Genomic DNA, 18,511 nt, shown 5'->3' with positions numbered 1-18,511 from the left:
TGCACGGTATTTTTACCTCTCTCATTGTTATCAGGAACCTTATGAGCGCCGCTATCGAACCTAAAAAAGCAGATCACGAACTGATTATGGTCGGAGCCGACGATCTGCCCGTGCACTGCCCCCGTCCAGGTGGCACACTGTGGAACATGCACCCCCGCGTGTATATCGATATCAGCAAGACCGGCGAAGCCGCTTGCCCTTACTGTGGTGCCCGCTACCGCCTGAAAGAAGGCGAGAAGGTTCACGGTCATTAATTTCTGAATCTGGCTTCGTTGGACCCCACTGCTCCCCCCTCTGGCAATGCGATAGAGCCGGGCCCTGTGCCCGGAGCTGACGCGCAACCTTGGCGTCATGCCGATACGGTTGCCCGTCTGGATGCCAGCGCCTGCCCCCTGCCCGCCTGGTTGCCTGGCGGACACATACAGACCATTCACGGGGCATTTTTTGCCCGCCATCACCATATCGCTTTTGTTCGTCAAAGAATTGATACACCCGATGGCGACTTCCTGGACCTGGACTGGACCGGGCCTGGTCTGTTTGCCGACAAGCTGGCCAACGGTGCCACCGCCCAACCCGACGCCCACTTATCCCGCACCGCCGCCCGTCGCTGGATGCAACCCCAGGATTGGGACAGCCTGCCCAGCACGGCCGATACCCATGCCCTGGTTCTGTTTCATGGGCTGGAAGGCAGCAGCCGCAGCCATTACATCCAGGCAATCGCCCAGTACTTCCGCGCCCGTGGCTGGATTGTGGTGGTCGCCCATTTCCGGGGCTGCTCAGGCTTCCCGAATCGCATGGCACGCGCCTATTACTCGGGTGACTCGGAAGAAATCAGCTTTATCCTGAATACGGTTCGAGGCCACCTGCCCAATGTGCGCTGGCACGTAGCCGGCACCTCGCTGGGCGGCAATGCCATGCTCAAATATTTGGGGGAAGCGGGTGATGAAGTGTCCTGGTTGCAGGCATGTGCATCTATTTCGGTACCACTGGATCTGGTCGCTTGCGGCCGCTACCTGTCCGAATCCCGAATGGGCCGCTGGTTTTACTCGCCCTATTTTCTGAAAAGCATGCGCAGCAAGCTGCAGGACAAGGCCCACCGTTTTCCAGGCATGGTCGATACTGCCCGCTTGAATCAGGCCCGCACCATACGCGACTTCGACGACATTTATACCGCGCCCATGCACGGCTTCAGCCATGCGCTGGATTACTGGACGCGCGCATCCAGCAAGCCTTTGCTGCGCAATATCAAAATTCCTACGCTGGTTTTGAATGCTCGCAACGATCCTTTCGTGCCGCACACCAGTTTGCCGACCATTCAGGACTGCTCGGACTCCATCCTGCTGCATCAACCTGCCGAAGGCGGGCACGTCGGTTTCATCACGGGCAGTATTCCCGGCAATATGGGTTGGTTGCCTGCAAGGCTAGCCCGCTTCTTTGAAACCAATAGCTAAGATCAGCTAAAGCGGGCCTGCGGGCTCATCAGGAGCGGAAACGCTCCAGCAAGATACGCTCACTTTCCACACGTTCACGCAATTGACGAATCTGCGTATCCAGCTCGGATTGCTGATAGAAGTCCTGGGTCAAATTGCGCGCCTGCTGCAATTGCTCCACAGCGGTAGGCAGAGCCCCCACTAATTCATAGTACTCAGCCATGGCACGTCGGGCCTTTACACCGTCGCCCAAACGATCATAGGTTTGTGCCAGCAACTGATGCAGCTGGGGTTCATCAGGCCATTGCTTGATACGCTCCATCAAGAAAGCCTGCGCCTGATCGTTTTGCCCCAATTGCTGCAAGACCTGCACATAAGCCAAAGCCACCCCTTGGCTCTTGGGCCAACGCTGCCAGGCCTGCTTGGCCAAATTCAAAGCACCTTGCACATCTCGATCGGCAATCGCAATGCGTATACCCAGGGTATCCAGCTCCGGAGCCTGGAATTTGCCCTGTCCCCGCGCTTCGGTCAGATGCGCACGAGCCTGTTCATAATCCTGACGGCCTTGCGCAATATAGGCCAGACCGTACTGCGCCGCAGAGCGCTCCAGATCACTTTGTGACTGGTTCGTACTTTGCAGCGCCTGTTCCAGAACACGCAAGGACTGCCCACCCCCAGCCTGCATCACCATCAACTTCGCACGGATATACCAGAACGAAGGGGTGTCCTGATAATTACTGGCTGGCAGACCGCGCACCCGGTTACTGATGTCCGATTCACGCTGCTGAGACATGGGGTGAGTGCTGGCGTACTCATTGGCTGTCGCGCGCTCATTCAGACGCGAAGCCGCGGCCAGACGCTGAAACATCTGCACCATACCTTGTGGCTCATAACCAGCCTTGAGCAGCATCTCGAAACCGACGCGGTCAGCTTCTTGCTCGGCCTGACGAGAAAAACCCAGCTGCCTATCCACGGCCGCTGCTTGTCCGAAAGCAGCCGCCCCCATAGCCAGATCACCACTGCCCGCCAGGGCCCCCAACAAGGCTCCGGCCAGAGCAGCAATCAGCAAATGGTTGCTTTGCGCACTTTGGGTAATACCGCGAGCCACGTGACGTTGCGCTACGTGGGCAATTTCGTGAGCCAGCACCGAGGCCAATTCGGACTCGGACTGTGAAGCCGTGAACAGCCCGCTATGAATACCGATATAGCCACCGGGCAAGGCGAAGGCGTTGATGCTGCTATCACGCAGGGCAAATACCGTCACTGGCTGCGCCATGGCAGGACCGTACTGGGCCAGATTGCGGCCCATATCCGTCAAATACTGATTGATATCCGGGTCCGAGACATAGTCGGGTGAACGCCTGCCCTGCTCCATGATGGCATTGCCCAAAGTCCGCTCCAAAGCCGGAGACAACTCGGCACCCGAAGCTGCTCCCATTGAAGGGATGCCCACAGGCTGCGCCTGCACAGGCAACACTGAACCGAAAGCCAGCGACAAAGCCAGACATAGAGAAAGCGCGGAACGGGCGGGTTTAAACTGCATGGATACTCCCGACAAAATCAATTGGCCCTGACCATCATAGCGCTTGTCCGCTTGCGAGATTCTGGCAAACGGTGACGCGCTGACAGGCGCATCAAGGTGCCCAAGGCATACAAAAGGCCAAACACTTCAACCAGACCGGCCAGCACCCACATAATCAGGCCACCCATGACCTGATCAGCCAGCGCATCCATACCCGGAATGGCACGACCGCATAAATCGAAAATCGGATAAAGGTCGTATTCAGTAAATGTGATGATGGCGCCCACAATCATCTGTGGCACCATCGTAATAACCGGCGAAAGTATACGCCCACCCACCGACAGCCGGGCCGGTGGTGAAGGCCGACGATCCAGAATCAGGTTCCAGTACATGATCCCGCTGATGACCACAGACCAGTTCATCAAACGGTACAAACGCCAGTCCAGCATGGAATAGAACTGCACCGTAGGCAGCATCCAGATCAGGACCAGGAAAACAAACAGAAAGGCGACCAATATCGGGTTGGTCAGGACAGCCTGAACACGTCGGCCACTGGGTCGGCGCAACCATTGAGCCAAAGCCCGCCGCCAGCTCAACGGCAGCCCCGCACGCAAGGTTTGACCGGGATAGGCACCCATCAGGAACAAGGGGCCCAGATGATGCAAGATCAAATGCTGGGCCCGATGGATGAAGAACATGCGCTCGGCGTAATAGTCCAGGCGCGTGTGCAAGGAAAGGTAGAGGAGAATCAGGCCAATCCAGAAGAAGGACTGGCGTAAAAGATTGGGGCGGTGTACTTGCCGCCCCCGGACGTACAAAGCGATGACCAGCAAGAAGGTCAAAAGCAGAACAGGAGAAAACTCCCAAGGTGTCAGCCAGTCGAGCAAGGACATAGCAGCGCCATCCGCAACAAATCCAGTTGCGGTTTAGTTTATAGCAATACGCTCCCGCCCTGCCCACTTCACATTCAGCACACCGGGATAATCCCGAATCAGTCGGGCACGCTGCATCAGTTCTGCACGCAGTTCAGGCGGGCAAGTCAAGGTCACGCACGCGGTATCGTGCGTATCGGAATGGTCTACCTGCACATTGGCCACGCGGATGCCTGCGGTATTCAGGTCCGAGTAAATACGACGCCGGATCTGGGCCAGATCGCCACGAGGGCAGACAACCGTCAAACGGGAGACGGACAAAGGGGCACGAGCACGCAGGGCAGAAGCCTGGATGCCGGCACGGCGCAAAAAGAGATCAAAAATACGCATACATTCCCCCTATTGCACATAAAAGTTGCAACACATCAGGATTCGGAAAGCCAAAGGCCTTCTAGAGAATGAAATGGCGGGGAATTTAAGGCAGCAGAACAGCCGCCTGAGACACCACGCCCTGAAACTTCCAGGACGCGGCAAGCTGTGAAGGAATCAGCGGGCCTGAACGCGCCTGGACATAGATAGGTCGAACATAGATCGACTAGCACTGTCGCCGGGGTCGGGATTCACCACACAGCTCCTATAAAACCAAAGAACCCGTATTGTAACGTGCGCAAGGCAGCGCCACAAGGGCAGCCCTGTGAAAAACCTTTACTTTACAAGGCACTTGATGTGTTTAATACACAGACAAATCCAGCCAGCCCATGTAGCGATAAAAGGCCATGATGATATGTACCAGCCAGAACAGGCTGATGTTGGCAAAGGCAACCGTAGACACCACTGCCGTCAACACACTGGGCCAGCCATGCTGATTATGCTGATCGCTTTGCGGGTTGTAGAGGGCGTCAAACTTTTCGGGGCTACGCAGCGCCAGAATGACGGCCTCGATAATCCCGGCACTGACAGGCAAGATCAGCAAATTGGGAAATAACGAATCCAGCCCCTGCTGAAACACCAGCGTTCCCAGAATGGCCAGGCCAGTAAACACCAAAGGGACATACCAAAAGCGTCTGCCCAGATAGCGATGGTGCGCACCCACCATACCTAATAAAAGAGACAGCCACGCGGCGGTGACTTTATGGCGAAAAGGTTTGGTCTGTTCAAATGACAAAGTCTGCTGAGACATGCAGGGCATCCAATCCGGGCTTGTGCTGCCAGCCATTGCGCACAGCTGTCATTTGCTTAAAGCCAATTTGACAGCCACCTTCCCGTACAATACCTGAATTACTTCCTTGCCGTCATGAGGTCCCCCATGAATGCCACCGACTACGACATCGCCATTTGTGGCGCCGGTCCCGTAGGCGCATCTTTGGCGCTAATGCTGGCTGCCCAGCACCCAAGCCCGTCACGCATTGCCGTTCTGGGGAAAAACTTCGATCTGGCCAGCACCGAACATGCTCAGGGCGATCCACGCACGCTGGCCCTCAATCACGGCAGCCGTCGTCTGATTCTGAATCAGCTCAAAGCCTGGCCCGAGCGTGCCGCCCTGATGCGCACCGTGCATGTTTCCCAAAAAGGACGCCTGGGTCGCTGTCTGATTCAGGCCGACGAACTGGGCGTACCTGACCTGGGCGCCGTGGTTCATTACGATGATTTGCTCTGGACCTTGCACGCCCGGCTCCGGGACAGCGGCGTTACGCTACTGCCCGCTCAGCAAGCCCGCACCCACTCCGCCCCCAAACAGATTCTGGTCGACCACGATGCGGGTCAGGCCACAGCCTTGATTGCCGTACAGTGTGATGGCGTCCGCCCTACCGGCGTGCGACGCGATTATGGTCAACATGCCTTGTTGACGACGGTGCGCGCCAGCCAGCCTCAAACCGGCTGGGCCTACGAGCGCTTCACCGAGCACGGCCCCTTTGCAGCTCTGCCCCACCCTGACGCTCCCGATCTATATGCCATCGTCTGGTGCAATAGCCCGGAACGCAGCCAATCCTTGGCCGAGCTGCCTGTTCAAGAGTTCCAGGCCGCCATGCTGCAAGCCTTTGGAGAGCGCCTGGGACATCTGGAGCTGGTGTCCAAGCGTCACATCTTCCCGCTTGCCTTTCATGCTGGCCCCAGTCGCTTGTCCGAACGCCTGCTGGCAGTAGGCAATGCCGCCCAGACCTTGCACCCGGTTGCCGGTCAGGGTCTGAACCTGGGCTTGCGTGATGTCGCACAATTGTCACAGTGTCTGGCCGCCTGGCAAGCTGATTGCAGCCAGAACCCCGATCCCTTTTTGGCCCGCTATGCCCGTTTGCGTCGCCCGGATCGCTGGTTGACCGCTGCCATCACCGACACCTTGCCGCGTCTGTTCGCCACCAGGAATCCATTGATCCAGCATGCATGTGGTCTGGGACTGTTGGCCATGGACACCCTGCCCTTCGCCCGGCAGCCATTTGCCCGGCAGCTGCTGCAAGGAATGCGCGCCTAGGCCCACCTGCGTTACAGGCCCCGATGCGGGGCCACCCCTTATTCTTCTTGTAAGTCCTTGCCCACGAACCCGTGTCGCAGGGTTAAAATCTTCCCCATGCGTATCGGCCCCTGGACCCTTCCTAACCCTATTTTCATTGCCCCCATGGCTGGAGTCACAGACAGACCTTACCGTCGTCTGTGCAAGACGCTGGGCGCCGGTTATGCCGTCTCGGAAATGGCCGCCAGCAACAAGCGCTTGTGGGACAGCGTGAAAACGTCACGACGTCTGAATCACGAGGGTGAAGCGGATCCGGTGGCTGTACAGATTGCCGGTTCCGACCCTGAAATGATGGCCGAAGCCGCTGTGTTCAATATCAGCAAAGGCGCTCGCATCATTGATATCAATATGGGTTGTCCGGCCAAAAAAGTGTGTAACGTGGCCTCGGGTTCCGCCCTCTTGCGTGACGAGCCACGCATCATTGAAATCCTTGAACACGTTGTCAAGGCATGTACTCCCTACCAGGTTCCGGTTACACTCAAGACCCGCACCGGCTGGGATGCGCAATCGCGCAATGCTGTTCGTATTGCCCGCTTGGCCGAGGATATCGGCATCGCCGCTTTGACTCTGCATGGCCGCACCCGCTGCGACTTCTACCAGGGCCACGCCGAATACGACACCATACGCGAAGTCAAAAACAGCCTCTCTATTCCGGTCATCGCCAATGGGGATATCGATAGTCCCGAAAAGGCAAAATTCGTACTAGAGTACACCGGAGCGGATGCCGTCATGATCGGTCGAGCCGCGCAAGGACGACCCTGGATTTTCCGGGAAATCCTGCATTACCTCGAACATGGCGAACATCGTGCAGCCCCCACCTTCGGCGAACTGCGCGATTGCATGATCGAACACCTGCAAGACCATTACGCTTTCTATGGGCAGCACACTGGAGTACGTACTGCCCGCAAGCATATAGGCTGGTATTTGTCGGATATGCCGGACTCCCGACACTGGCTGGACCAGATTAATCGTATCGAAAACTGTGCAGATCAATTAGAAGCCATTACTCACTGGTTTCAAGAATGCGACCTGGACCAGCCCTACCTGCAATAACAGACAGCTGTGTGGCTCTTTTGTATTTAAGTACTACGTATACCTTCAGAAAAAAATGTCAACGACCAACCCACTAGAACAGTCCGTACGTGAACGCCTCGAACGCTACTTCGCCGATCTGGGCGAATCCGAGCCACGCGATCTGTTGTCGATGGTCATCTCCTGCGTGGAACGGCCTGTCCTGCAAGTTGCCCTGGAGAAATCCGCGGGCAACCAATCCAAGGCCGCAGAAATGCTGGGCATCACGCGTAGTACTTTGCGCAAGAAGCTCAGTGCCCACAATCTGCAACCCTGATTCCTAACTCTCACGTCTCACCTTCCATGAAAATCCAGACAGCTCTTCTCTCTGTCTCCGACAAAACCGGTATTGTCGAATTTGCCCAAGCACTCGCCCAACGCGGAGTGCGGCTTTTATCCACTGGTGGCACCGCCAAGCTGCTGGCCCAAGCTGGCCTGACAGTTACCGAGGTGGCCCAGCACACCGGTTCGCCAGAAATTCTGGATGGCCGTGTCAAAACACTGCATCCAAAAATTCACGGTGGCCTGCTGGCGCGTCGCGACAGCGCCGAACATTTGAAGACTCTGGAAGAGCACGGCATTGACCGTATCGATCTGCTGGTCGTCAACCTCTACCCTTTCCGTGAAACCATTGCCAAGCCGGGTTGCACCTTTGCCGATGCGGTAGAGAACATTGATATTGGTGGCCCCGCCATGTTGCGCGCTGCTGCCAAGAACCACGGTACGCCTGAAGGCGGCGCCTGTGTGGTGATTGACCCTGTCGATTACGAACGCGTACTGGCTGATATGGATGGCCCTGCTGGTCACCCTTCTTACGGCCTGCGTCTGGAACTGGCCGCCAAGGTTTACGCCCACACCGCCGCTTACGACGGTGCTATTGCGGCTTACCTCACCAGCCTGGCTCAGGCCGAGCCTGCCCAGGACAGCGCCCCCGAAGTGAACACCTGGCCCAATGTGCTGACCATTCAGCTCAAACAGGAACAGACTCTGCGCTACGGCGAGAATCCGCACCAAAGCGCGGCTTTCTACACAGACGGCACCATTGGCGAAGGTCTGCTGGGTCGCTACAAGCAGCTACAGGGCAAGGAACTGTCCTACAACAATATTGCTGACGCCGATGCCGCGTGGGAATGTGTCCGCAGCTTTGACGCGGGCGCTTGCGTCATCGTCAAGCACGCCAATCCTTGCGGTGTAGCTCTGGGCGAAACCGCCGAGGAATCCTATCGCAAAGCGTTCCAAACTGACCCAACGTCGGCCTTTGGCGGCATTATTGCCTTCAACCGTGAAGTGGACGAAGCCGCTGCCCAGGCGATCAGCAGCCAGTTTGTAGAAGTGCTGCTGGCACCTTCCTACACGCAAGGTGCTCTGGACGTGTTTGCCGCGAAAAAGAACGTGCGCGTGCTGAGCATTCAGCCCGGTCAGGCTCACAACGCTTTCGACGTGAAACGTGTCGGCGGCGGCTGGTTGGTGCAAACGCCCGACACCTTCCGCGACAACACCGAAGCCTTCAAGGTCGTGACACAAGTACAGCCCACCGCCCAGCAAATGCAAGACATGCTGTTTGCCTGGAACGTGGCCAAGTACGTGAAATCGAACGCCATCGTGTTCTGCGGTCAAGGCATGACCCTGGGTGTAGGCGCTGGCCAGATGAGCCGTGTGGACTCTGCCCGCATCGCCTCCATCAAGGCTGAAAACGCTGGCTTGACCCTGCAGGGTTCGGCGGTTGCGTCCGACGCTTTCTTCCCCTTCCGTGATGGTCTGGATGTAGTTGCCGAAGCAGGCGCCACCTGCGTGATTCAACCCGGCGGCAGCGTGCGTGATGACGAAGTCATTGCCGCCGCCAACGAGCGTGGTATTGCCATGGTCTTGACCGGCACACGCCACTTCCGTCACTAATATGCGAATCCTGGGCATAGACCCTGGCTTGCGTCGCACTGGTTTCGGAGTGATCGACGCCCAGGGGCCCAGCTTGCGCTATGTGGCCAGCGGGACCATCGTGGTCCCGCCTGATCTGCCTCTGGCAGAGCGGCTAAAGCTGATTCTGACTCACATCACCGAGGTGATTGAGCAAAGCAAGCCCGATACCTCTGCCATCGAAAAAGTCTTTGTAAACAGCAACCCTGCCTCTACCCTTTTGCTGGGGCAGGCACGGGGCGCCGCTTTGTGTGCGTTGGCCGTAGGCGGCCTGGATGTACATGAATACACAGCGTTGCAGATCAAGAAAACCGTCACCGGCAGCGGCCATGCTGCCAAAGAACAAATCCAGCTGATGGTCCAGCGGCTCTTGCAGCTGAACGGCCTGCCCGCACCGGACTCGGCCGACGCCCTGGCCTGCGCCATCAGTCATGCTCATCACAGCAGTGTGGTGGGCGGCCTGCAAAAAAGCGGAGCCATCACCACCGGGCCGCGCCGTCGCATTCGCGCTGGCCGGATCTTGGGTTAACTCTCCAGAAGGAATGTCATGATAGGTCGCATCCGGGGTACCTTGATCGAAAAACAACCGCCTACCATCTGTGTGGATGTGGGTGGGGTCGGTTATGAAATCGATGTACCTATGAGTACGCTCTACCAAATGCCAGAGCTGGGCGCACAGGTCAATCTGTTCACCCATCTGGCTATTCGTGAAGATGCTCACGTGCTGTTTGGCTTTTCCAGCCTGAACGAGCGCAGCACCTTCAAGGCACTGATCAAAGTCACGGGCATTGGTGCCCGCACCGCCCTGTCCTTGCTCTCGGGCATGAGTGCAGAAGAACTGGCTGATGCCATTACGCGCCAGGAAACGTCCCGTCTGGTCAAGATTCCAGGCATAGGCAAGAAAACAGCCGAGCGTCTTTTGCTGGAGTTGCGTGGCAAGCTGGGTGCAGACCTGGGCAGCGGCGGTACAGTCAGCGCCGTTCCCAATAGCCGTGATGATGTGCTGCACGCTTTGGAAGCATTGGGCTACTCCAACAAAGAAGCCAGTGTTGCTGTCAAAGCCTTGCCGGATGATATTGATGTGTCAGAAGGGATCAAACAGGCGTTGAAATCGCTGTCACGCGCTTGATACCAAGCTGCGATGTATAAGAAGCCGGGTCGCTCAGATGAACGACCCGGCTTTTTTAAACTATTCCATTTATCAAGCGAGCAGACGCCCCAAGGCGGATACATCCACATTCCCGCCACTGATCAGTACGCCAACCTTGCGGCCTTGCAAATCACCCTGACGCATTACCGCCGCGGCACCCAAGCAACCTGTAGGCTCCACAACCATCTTCATGCGTTCTGCAAAGAAACGCATGGCCTGAACCAGCTCGGTATCAGGCACCGTCAAAATATCTGTAATCATGCTGCGAATCAGCTCGAACGTCATGGGTGCCAAAGCTTGGGTCAGCGCCCCATCAGCAATCGATGCAGGCGGAGCAATCTTGACGATCTCCCCACTACGCAGGGACTGCTGGGCATCATCCCCAGCCTGCGGCTCAACACCAAAGACTTCACAAGCCGGTGCCATGGCCTTGGCGGCCAGCAAGCAGCCCGACAGCAAGCCACCGCCCCCTAATGGAACATAGAACTGCTGCAAGTCCGGCACGTCCTGAAACAGCTCCAGTGCCGCTGTCCCCTGCCCCGCGATCACATCAGGATGCGCAAAGGGAGGAATCAAGGTCAGCCCTTCACGCTCGACCAGCTCTTGGGCAATTTGGGCACGATCTTGGGTCAAGCGATCGTACTCGATCACTTTGGCACCGTAGCCACGCGTTGCCGCCAATTTGGCAGCCGGAGCATCCGAATTCATGATGATGGTGGCCGGTATCCCCAAGAGCTTGGCCGACAGGGCCACAGCTTGCGCATGATTGCCCGAGGAAAAAGCGACGACCCCTGCTTTCTTCTGCTGCTCGTTCAACTGCGCCAGCGCATTGAACCCACCGCGAAACTTGAAAGCACCAATACGCTGAAAGTTCTCGCACTTGAAGTAGACTTCGCCATTCAGGCGCTCGTTCAAGGTTGCGGAAGTCAAGACCGGTGTGCGGTGTGCCACAGGCGCCAAGCGTTCAGCGGCGGCTACAACATCAGCAAAATCAGGTAATTCCAGGGACATGGCTAAAATCTCGATTAAAAACTCCAACCCACATTATGCGCGATGCCATGCGAAGCAGCCTAGCGCTGGCCGGACAAATCCAGCCTGGCTGCTACGGATGACCGATTTGCCCACGCATTCCATGCACACTGCCATGTGCCCTGATACTCAGGCGGTGGGTGCTTGGTGTACCATACTGTATATTCAATCAGCGTAGTCATCATGGCCATACATTCCGATTCGCTCTCCAGCCTGCCTTCTGAACAGCGCATCATTACGCCCAAACCCTTGTCACCCAACGAAGAGTCCATCGAACGCGCCTTGCGACCCAAGATGCTGGAGGACTATGTCGGGCAAGCTCGGGCGCGCGAACAGCTGGAAATCTTTATTGCGGCTGCTCGCCAACGCCAGGAAGCGCTGGACCACGTCTTGCTGTTTGGCCCTCCCGGTTTGGGTAAAACCACGCTGGCCCACATCATTGCCCATGAAATGGGCGTGAACCTGCGCCAGACTTCCGGCCCCGTGCTGGAGCGCCCCGGTGATCTGGCCGCCTTGCTGACAAACCTGGAACCTAACGACGTCCTGTTTATTGACGAGATCCATCGCCTGTCTCCCGTCGTCGAAGAAATTCTGTATCCGGCACTGGAAGACTTTCAAATTGACATCCTGATTGGCGAAGGCCCGGCAGCACGCAGCGTCAAACTGGATTTGCAGCCCTTCACCCTGGTCGGTGCCACGACTCGTGCCGGCATGTTGACCAACCCCTTGCGTGACCGTTTTGGCATTGTGTCCCGTCTGGAGTTTTATGACGTCAAAGACCTGACGCATATCGTGGCGCGCAGTGCCGGGTTACTGAATGTCAGCACGACGGATGAAGGCACCTACGAAATTGCCCGCCGCTCGCGTGGCACCCCGCGTATTGCCAACCGACTTCTGCGCCGAGTACGCGATTACGCCGAAGTCAAAACCGGCGGCATCATCCATACCGAATGCGCACAGGCTGCCCTGTCCATGCTGGAAGTGGATCCACAAGGCCTGGATTTGATGGACAGAAAATTGCTGGAGGCCATCGTGCATAAATTCGACGGTGGCCCGGTTGGGGTAGACAGCCTGGCGGCTGCCATTGGTGAAGAACGCGACACGATCGAAGATGTGATCGAACCCTATCTGATCCAGCATGGCTTTTTGCAACGCACCCCAAGAGGCCGCATTGCTACCCTGAACACCTGGCGTCACCTGGGGCTCACGCCGCCACGCAACACGCAGGGTCAGGATCTGTTCGACGCAGAATAAGCGCTTAGCCCCGGCGAGCCCAGGGGCGGAACACCAACAGCAAGGTAATCGCAATCGACACGGCGGCAGCCAGCAGCAAGGCTGTCAGCCAATGTAAATGCGTGAAGGTCAACGCCAGCGTGGTGCAAAACCCTGCCAGACTGCCTGTTCCCCACAAGGCCGAACGCAAAGTCGCGACCAAGCTGGCTGCACCCAAGGTTTGGTGAATGGTCACAGCGACCACGGTATAGCCAATGGGAAAAGCCATGATCAGCCCCGACAAGCTCGGCCCCAGCAAAGAGCTGCTGGTGGTCACGATAGCAACCAGAAGTCCTGCCAAGGCCCCTCTGAATATCAGCAAGCCCCAACCCGCTTTTGCTTTGCTGGTCCCTTTCATGCCGGCCAGACGACGCGACACGCGCAAACTGAACGCAGTCACAGCAATAAACAAAGCCAGCCCCAACACAGGTTGCACGGGCATGAAGGACAAGAGCAAGGCGGCCACCGCCCAACCAGCGACCGCACACAATAAGGTACGCCAAGGCGACAAGGTGGGAGCACAAAGAATGATGAGCAGCAAAAACAGCTGAGTCGCACTAAGCGAATACACGGCATAGGTTGCCGCCTGCTGCACATAATCGGCGGGGAACTGCTGGGACAGAAAATAGAAGCCGGGGCCCAACACCATGGGCAAACCCGCCAGAGCACCACCAATCAATGGGCCAAATGCGCCCACTGACCACGACACCAGAACAACAACCAAAGCGGTGGCGGCCATGCGGACTGCCAAGGCAGACCACGCCACATCAAGAAAAGCAGTTTCCACGACGGTATCTCGCGGTGAAACCAGGTATCCAGAGCAGCCTGACTCAGCGCTAGTAAAGACGCTGGAGCCAGGCGGCTTCTGTCATCCTTAGCTCACCACACTCCAGTCCAGGGCTTGACCGGCAGCCAGAGGAATCAATGGCTCACCGGCCATCTCCACAGACTCGGGGATCGTGAACTGGCTGCGCTGCAAGGTCATTGTTCCTTCATTGACGGGCAGGCCGTAGAAAGCAGGGCCATTCAAGCTGGCAAAGGCTTCCAGGCGATCCAGACGGCCAGCCTTGTCAAAAGCCGATGCGTACAGCTCCATCGCGTGCAGTGCGGTATAACAGCCCGCACAGCCACAACTTTGTTCTTTGCGGCTACGCGAGTGTGGTGCACTGTCTGTACCCAGGAAGAAACGATTGCTGTCGCTGGTGGCAGCATCAACCAGAGCCTGGCGATGCTTCTCGCGCTTCAAGACAGGCAAACAGTACCAGTGTGGCTGCAAACCGCCTTGGAACAAAGCATTACGGTTATAGAGCAAGTGATGGGCGGTGATGGTTGCGGCAACCGGGCCTTCCGCCTGGCTCACATAGGCAGCGCCCTCTGCCGTGGTCAGGTGCTCAAACACCACTTTCAGTTCGGGGAAAGCCTTGCGCATGGGGATCATCACACGCTCGATGAATACGGCTTCCCGGTCGAACAAGTCGATGCTGGGGTCTGTGACCTCTCCGTGCATCAGCAAAGGCATACCCGATTCCTGCATCTGAGCCAGCACCTTGGAACAGTTCTTCAACAAATCTGTCACGCCCGCGTCGGAGTTGGTGGTGGCACCGGCAGGATACAGCTTGACGCCATGCACAACTCCGCTTTCCTTGGCGCGGACAATTTCCTCTGGCTGAGTATTGTCGGTCAGGTACAAGGTCATCAAAGGCTCAAACTTGCCTGCGTACTCAGTTTTGGCCAAAGCGGTCAGGATACGCTCGCGGTAAGCCAGAGCCTGTGCCGTTGCGGTAACGGGCGGCGTCAGGTTGGGCATGACGATAGCCCGGTCAAATTGTGCCGCGGTATGGCCCAAGACCGATTCCAACACAGCGCCATCGCGCAGGTGCAAATGCCAATCATCAGGACGACGAATGACCAGGGTATCCACAGTAGGGCTCATATCTTTACTCAATATCAAACAAAGGCCCGTGCTTTGAACCGTCAATAAAGCAACAGGTGCCACAATTGCCTTTCAGTAGGCCGAATCCATCATTATGCTACAGCTACCTGTGCTGCGCATGATTGGCACGGGAATCCCGAACCCAAATCCATAGTGCGTTGCAGCAGCCTGTAAACACTGGAAAATCTGCTTACAGACCCGCAAAGCTCTTGCTCACAAAGGACTTGGACGTATCGGGAGTATCACGGTATGCTGACAGACAAGTCGTGCCCTAGCGCATAACCCGCCCCTTCAACTCGTTTCTCAGGAGTTCCGTTCATGGCCAGCACTGAAAAAAAGCCTGCTACCCGCAAACCCAATGCAGCCTTCATGAAACCACTCACTCCTAGCCCAACACTGGCTGCGGTGATTGGCTCTGGCGCGCTGCCGCGTACTGAAGTTACGAAGAAAATCTGGGAATACATCAAGAAACACGATCTCCAGGATCCCAAGAACCGTCGCAACATCAATGCCGACGCCAAGCTGCGCCCCTTGTTCGGCAAGGACCAGGTCTCCATGTTTGAACTGACCAAGCTGGTCAGCGCTCACCTGAAATAAGCACGGGGTGCCCAGGCACCTCTGGCAATATCGGGCCGCGCCGCTGAGCTTTCAGCCGCGGCCCTTTTTTCATTTGGCGGCATCAAGTCCGCTGCTTTCTCGTCTTCATGTCGATTTCATTCTCTACCCCACCCGCTCAACCCCCACGCGCCTTGTGCTGGCTACGCCGTGATCTACGTTTGCACGATCATGCTGCCTTGCACCATGCCTTGAAAAGTGGTTTGCCTGTAGCCTGTGTGTTTGTCTTTGACAGCACCATCCTGCAATCCTTACCCGCCAATGATGTCCGACTGGCTTTTATCTACGACAGCCTGCTACAGGTTCAGGAGCAGCTGCGTCAAAATGGCAGTGATCTGATCACGGTTTATGGGGACCCTGTACAGAAAATTCCAGAATTGGCGATCAGCTTGAATGCAAAAACCGTCTATACAAACGAGGACTACGAGCCTGCGGCCATCACGCGGGATCGGGCTGTCAGCCATGCTCTATCCTCACAAGGCATGGAACTGCAGCTATTCAAGGACCAGGTGATCTTTGCGCAGGATGAAATCCTGACCCAACAGAAGCAGCCCTACACGGTTTTTACGCCCTACAAGCGCAATTGGCTGGCGCGTATCCAATCTGAACATGTGCAAGCATACGACTGCTCGCAAGGCCAATGGGCCGCGCTGCCCGAGCAAGCCTTGCCTGGCTTGGAGCAACTGGGCTTTCAAGACGAGTCTCGCGCAAAACTGCTGAACCCCGCCGGTTGGCAAGGCGCCCAAACTTTGCTGGAAGAATTCGAACCCAGAATCCACGCTTACCAGGAGCGCCGAGACTTTCCAGCCAAACGAGGGGTTTCCTATCTGGCCCCCCATCTGCGCTTTGGAACCCTCTCGATCCGCCAGGCGGTATCTTTAGCTTGGCCCAGCGACTCCGAGGGCGCAGCAACATGGCTGAGCGAATTGATCTGGCGCGAGTTCTATCAGCAGTTCCTGTGGCACCACCCTGAAACGGCCTCAGAGAGCTTCAAGCCCGCCTACAAGGATCTGCCCTTCCCTAATCGCGAAGACTGGTTCCAGGCCTGGAAAGAAGGCCAGACCGGCTACCCGATTGTGGATGCCGCCATGCGTCAATTGAACCAGTCAGGCTATATGCACAACCGGCTCCGTATGATCAGCGCTTCCTTTCTGGTGAAAGACTTGCTGATAGACTGGCGTTGGGGTGAACAATATTTCGCTCAGAAGCTGCTTGATTACGATATGGCTTCCAATGTGGGAGGCTGGCAATGGGCCGCTTCTACCGGATGTGATGCGCAGCCTTACTTTCGCATCTTTAATCCCATCACCCAATCGCGTAAATTTGATCCAGAGGGGCAATTCATACGACGCTATGTCCCTGAGCTTGCGTCCCTGGACAAGCAGGCCGTGCATGCCCCCTGGCAGGCCAAGCAGCTTCCTATCGAATTCAGGCTGGGACAGGATTACCCGGCCCCCATCGTGGATCACGACACACAACGGCATCTTGCTTTGGCGCTATTCAAGCAAGCAGGAGAGCAAGAGCAAACGGATTGAAATACCTTAAGGATATTTATGTCAGACAGCTCCCGACCACCACCTCCAGCCAGTACCCCGGTATTACTGCAAAACCTGCAAACCGCTCATCCTCAAGCACAAGTGGCTATCCTTGATTTCGGCTCCGATCACGCCGAAATAAGCATGGCTCATAAAGGTGTCCCTGTTCATACCGAGCACTTCCCGGAACTTAGTGGGGTCCAGCTCTTGGCAAGCTGTTTCGCAGACTCCAGCTCGCGCGCAGCGCAGTTGGAACATGCTATCGAGGTCGTGGAAGACGCGATCATGCCAGCCAGCCTGGATCTGCGTCAGTTCATGGTGTTTGCCGCTGGGGAGTTTGCTGAAGAGCTTGGCGTCTGGCTCACAGAAGCCCAAGGCAGCGAGCAGCACACTCTTAATCGGGACATGATTGACGACCTGTTCACCCTGTATGCAGCAGCCAGCCAAGGAGCGGTCAGCCTGAAAATGATCAACGCGGGCTCTTTGGAAAATATCCATCAGCTGGTCAATAATCAAAACCTGGGTATTTACCTCTTGCTGCTGCGTGAGTGCCTGCATCATATGCATGTCGAACAGATCCACCTGCTGGCACCTTAAAGTCTTCCTCAACAGGGATAAGCGAAACGCACCGACCAAGGGCCTGAACCGGGGTGCATAGCCAAGCAGATGCTGGCCAAATCTGAGCAAGCCCAAGCAAAGCAACATCAAATAAAAAAAGGTGCTCATCTGAGCACCTTTTAAATATTTCTTTCTGGGCTACGCCAGAACACTACTGAAATGGGATCGCGTTAGTAGTCGTGGCCCAGAGCCTGGCCACCTGCCAAAGCCAACCAGCCTTTAATCAGACGGTGGATGATCCATACCATGGCTACCAGAGCGGTTACCCAACCAATAAAGATGGTCGTCAGCAAAGCGCTCAACACCACCCACAACAGTCCCCACCAGAAAGTCTTGATGACCCAATCCAGATGGCTGGCATAAATAGTGCCCGATGCATCACCGCGTTTGACGTAAGCCAGAATCACAGCTGCTACAGCTGCAGCACCGAAGATACCTGCACTGATCATAGCCAAAGAAAACAAGCCATAGCAGATGTGCGTAATCTTGCGCAGCGACAAGCCTGGTTCAAGCTCGGGGCTAATGGGCTGATTCATTCGGTTCTCCTGAAACAAGCATTAACAATAACTATACCGAACTATTTTACCCATACTTTGAGCATTAACCGTATGACAGTGGCAGAGCTACCACCATCCAGGTAGAAGAAGCGGCGTATGAAACGCCGCTTCTATGATCCAGTCACGTTCTATGCAGTTACCGAAGAAACAAACGCTATGCAGGCCACTCATAGAACAGGCACCGCGCATGCCGATTAGAGTCACTACCCGGGGCAATCGGCAGCATAAACAGCAGCAGCAGCAGCAGCAGCAGAAGAAGAAGAAGAAGAAGAAGAAGAAGAGGTGGTCTGTCGCCGCGTCTCAACAACAAACCGTCAGTACAGCAAGAGTAGAACGACCGACCAGCCTACAGGTAAGCAGCGACGGATTGAACGTCAATTTTCTTGTGCAGGGGCAAGATGCCAGAACCGACCTACTAGGCTTAGGCCAAACGGCGTCGGTAAGAACACGGAATATAAACAGCCCGGAACGGGCCAGGAGGGGTGGC

Annotated in this window: 21 protein-coding genes; 13 read left to right on the top strand and 8 right to left on the bottom strand. The window is 56.4% G+C overall.

Annotated features, from left to right (window positions below; translation table 11 throughout):
• The first annotated feature begins 41 nt into the window (after positions 1-41).
• Both ACLPGZ_RS17695 and ACLPGZ_RS17690 read left to right on the top strand, forming a co-directional pair.
• Entirely contained in the window at positions 42-254 is a 213-nt protein-coding gene (locus ACLPGZ_RS17695; RefSeq protein WP_021446957.1) for a zinc-finger domain-containing protein, read from the top strand.
• 66 nt (positions 255-320) lie between these two features.
• Positions 321-1,451 (top strand): YheT family hydrolase, encoded by a 1,131-nt coding sequence (locus ACLPGZ_RS17690; protein WP_052159400.1) that lies wholly within the window; start codon positions 321-323, stop codon positions 1,449-1,451.
• 28 nt (positions 1,452-1,479) lie between these two features.
• On the opposite strand, the gene ACLPGZ_RS17685 is transcribed toward ACLPGZ_RS17690, so the two are convergent.
• The 4 genes from ACLPGZ_RS17685 to ACLPGZ_RS17670 form a co-directional block, all read right to left on the bottom strand.
• The gene (locus ACLPGZ_RS17685) at positions 1,480-2,973 is read right to left on the bottom strand and encodes a M48 family metalloprotease (protein ID WP_226349519.1); all 1,494 of its coding nucleotides are present in this window, start codon (positions 2,971-2,973) and stop codon (positions 1,480-1,482) included.
• 17 nt (positions 2,974-2,990) lie between these two features.
• Entirely contained in the window at positions 2,991-3,845 is an 855-nt protein-coding gene (locus tag ACLPGZ_RS17680; RefSeq protein WP_009460099.1) for a cytochrome c oxidase assembly protein, read from the bottom strand.
• Between the two features lie 33 nt (positions 3,846-3,878).
• Entirely contained in the window at positions 3,879-4,214 is a 336-nt protein-coding gene (locus tag ACLPGZ_RS17675) for a hypothetical protein (RefSeq protein WP_003803097.1), read from the bottom strand.
• Positions 4,215-4,554: 340 nt separating this feature from the next.
• Complete coding sequence (locus ACLPGZ_RS17670; RefSeq protein WP_226349517.1) at positions 4,555-5,004, bottom strand: TM2 domain-containing protein; 450 nt, start codon at positions 5,002-5,004, stop codon at positions 4,555-4,557.
• A gap of 126 nt (positions 5,005-5,130) precedes the next feature.
• On the opposite strand from ACLPGZ_RS17670, the gene ACLPGZ_RS17665 reads away from it, so the two are divergent.
• The 6 genes from ACLPGZ_RS17665 to ruvA all read left to right on the top strand — a co-directional run bounded on the left by ACLPGZ_RS17665 (position 5,131) and on the right by ruvA (position 10,444).
• Positions 5,131-6,291: an FAD-dependent monooxygenase gene (locus ACLPGZ_RS17665; RefSeq protein WP_035271914.1), complete on the top strand. Its 1,161-nt coding sequence runs from the start codon at positions 5,131-5,133 to the stop codon at positions 6,289-6,291.
• A gap of 96 nt (positions 6,292-6,387) precedes the next feature.
• Positions 6,388-7,383, top strand: coding sequence for a tRNA dihydrouridine synthase DusB (gene dusB, locus ACLPGZ_RS17660; protein WP_021446962.1), 996 nt, complete (start codon positions 6,388-6,390; stop codon positions 7,381-7,383).
• 55 nt (positions 7,384-7,438) lie between these two features.
• On the top strand, positions 7,439-7,678 hold the full coding sequence (locus ACLPGZ_RS17655) for a helix-turn-helix domain-containing protein (protein ID WP_003803089.1): 240 nt from the start codon (positions 7,439-7,441) through the stop codon (positions 7,676-7,678).
• A gap of 26 nt (positions 7,679-7,704) precedes the next feature.
• Positions 7,705-9,297 carry a bifunctional phosphoribosylaminoimidazolecarboxamide formyltransferase/IMP cyclohydrolase gene (gene purH, locus ACLPGZ_RS17650; RefSeq protein WP_226349516.1) on the top strand — a complete coding sequence of 531 codons (1,593 nt, stop codon included), beginning with the start codon at positions 7,705-7,707 and terminating at the stop codon, positions 9,295-9,297.
• A 1-nt stretch (position 9,298) separates the two neighbouring features.
• Positions 9,299-9,844, top strand: a complete 546-nt coding sequence (gene ruvC / locus ACLPGZ_RS17645) for a crossover junction endodeoxyribonuclease RuvC (RefSeq protein ID WP_003803085.1) — start codon at positions 9,299-9,301, stop codon at positions 9,842-9,844.
• 18 nt (positions 9,845-9,862) lie between these two features.
• The gene (gene ruvA, locus ACLPGZ_RS17640; protein WP_035271908.1) at positions 9,863-10,444 is read left to right on the top strand and encodes a Holliday junction branch migration protein RuvA; all 582 of its coding nucleotides are present in this window, start codon (positions 9,863-9,865) and stop codon (positions 10,442-10,444) included.
• 72 nt (positions 10,445-10,516) lie between these two features.
• Here ruvA and ACLPGZ_RS17635 read toward each other — a convergent pair whose 3' ends face one another.
• Positions 10,517-11,476, bottom strand: a complete 960-nt coding sequence (locus tag ACLPGZ_RS17635; RefSeq protein WP_088450737.1) for a threo-3-hydroxy-L-aspartate ammonia-lyase — start codon at positions 11,474-11,476, stop codon at positions 10,517-10,519.
• Positions 11,477-11,677: 201 nt separating this feature from the next.
• Between ACLPGZ_RS17635 and ruvB the strand changes: the two genes are divergently transcribed.
• The gene (gene ruvB, locus ACLPGZ_RS17630) at positions 11,678-12,748 is read left to right on the top strand and encodes a Holliday junction branch migration DNA helicase RuvB (RefSeq protein WP_003803078.1); all 1,071 of its coding nucleotides are present in this window, start codon (positions 11,678-11,680) and stop codon (positions 12,746-12,748) included.
• 4 nt (positions 12,749-12,752) lie between these two features.
• Here the strand turns inward: ruvB and ACLPGZ_RS17625 are convergent, their stop codons facing one another.
• Together ACLPGZ_RS17625 and pyrC are read right to left on the bottom strand one after the other, a co-directional pair.
• Complete coding sequence (locus ACLPGZ_RS17625; protein WP_083053146.1) at positions 12,753-13,553, bottom strand: hypothetical protein; 801 nt, start codon at positions 13,551-13,553, stop codon at positions 12,753-12,755.
• 87 nt (positions 13,554-13,640) lie between these two features.
• Positions 13,641-14,699 (bottom strand): dihydroorotase, encoded by a 1,059-nt coding sequence (pyrC, locus tag ACLPGZ_RS17620; protein ID WP_035271903.1) that lies wholly within the window; start codon positions 14,697-14,699, stop codon positions 13,641-13,643.
• A gap of 318 nt (positions 14,700-15,017) precedes the next feature.
• Between pyrC and ACLPGZ_RS17615 the strand changes: the two genes are divergently transcribed.
• From ACLPGZ_RS17615 to ACLPGZ_RS17605, 3 genes are all read left to right on the top strand, one after another.
• Positions 15,018-15,296, top strand: coding sequence for an SWIB/MDM2 domain-containing protein (locus ACLPGZ_RS17615; RefSeq protein ID WP_009459783.1), 279 nt, complete (start codon positions 15,018-15,020; stop codon positions 15,294-15,296).
• A gap of 107 nt (positions 15,297-15,403) precedes the next feature.
• Positions 15,404-16,849, top strand: coding sequence for a cryptochrome/photolyase family protein (locus ACLPGZ_RS17610; RefSeq protein ID WP_239054588.1), 1,446 nt, complete (start codon positions 15,404-15,406; stop codon positions 16,847-16,849).
• A gap of 18 nt (positions 16,850-16,867) precedes the next feature.
• Positions 16,868-17,446 carry a hypothetical protein gene (locus tag ACLPGZ_RS17605; protein WP_060186989.1) on the top strand — a complete coding sequence of 193 codons (579 nt, stop codon included), beginning with the start codon at positions 16,868-16,870 and terminating at the stop codon, positions 17,444-17,446.
• Positions 17,447-17,637: 191 nt separating this feature from the next.
• Here the strand turns inward: ACLPGZ_RS17605 and ACLPGZ_RS17600 are convergent, their stop codons facing one another.
• Positions 17,638-18,003 carry a DUF4870 family protein gene (locus ACLPGZ_RS17600; protein WP_009459779.1) on the bottom strand — a complete coding sequence of 122 codons (366 nt, stop codon included), beginning with the start codon at positions 18,001-18,003 and terminating at the stop codon, positions 17,638-17,640.
• A 133-nt stretch (positions 18,004-18,136) separates the two neighbouring features.
• On the opposite strand from ACLPGZ_RS17600, the gene ACLPGZ_RS17595 reads away from it, so the two are divergent.
• Positions 18,137-18,511 (top strand): hypothetical protein (locus ACLPGZ_RS17595; RefSeq protein WP_429641754.1); only part of this gene is annotated, 375 nt, incomplete at its 3' end.

It is taken from the genome of Alcaligenes sp. Me129 (assembly GCF_050487245.1).
GTDB lineage: Bacteria > Pseudomonadota > Gammaproteobacteria > Burkholderiales > Burkholderiaceae_B > Alcaligenes > Alcaligenes phenolicus.
This window is presented reverse-complemented; position numbering and strand designations above follow the sequence as displayed.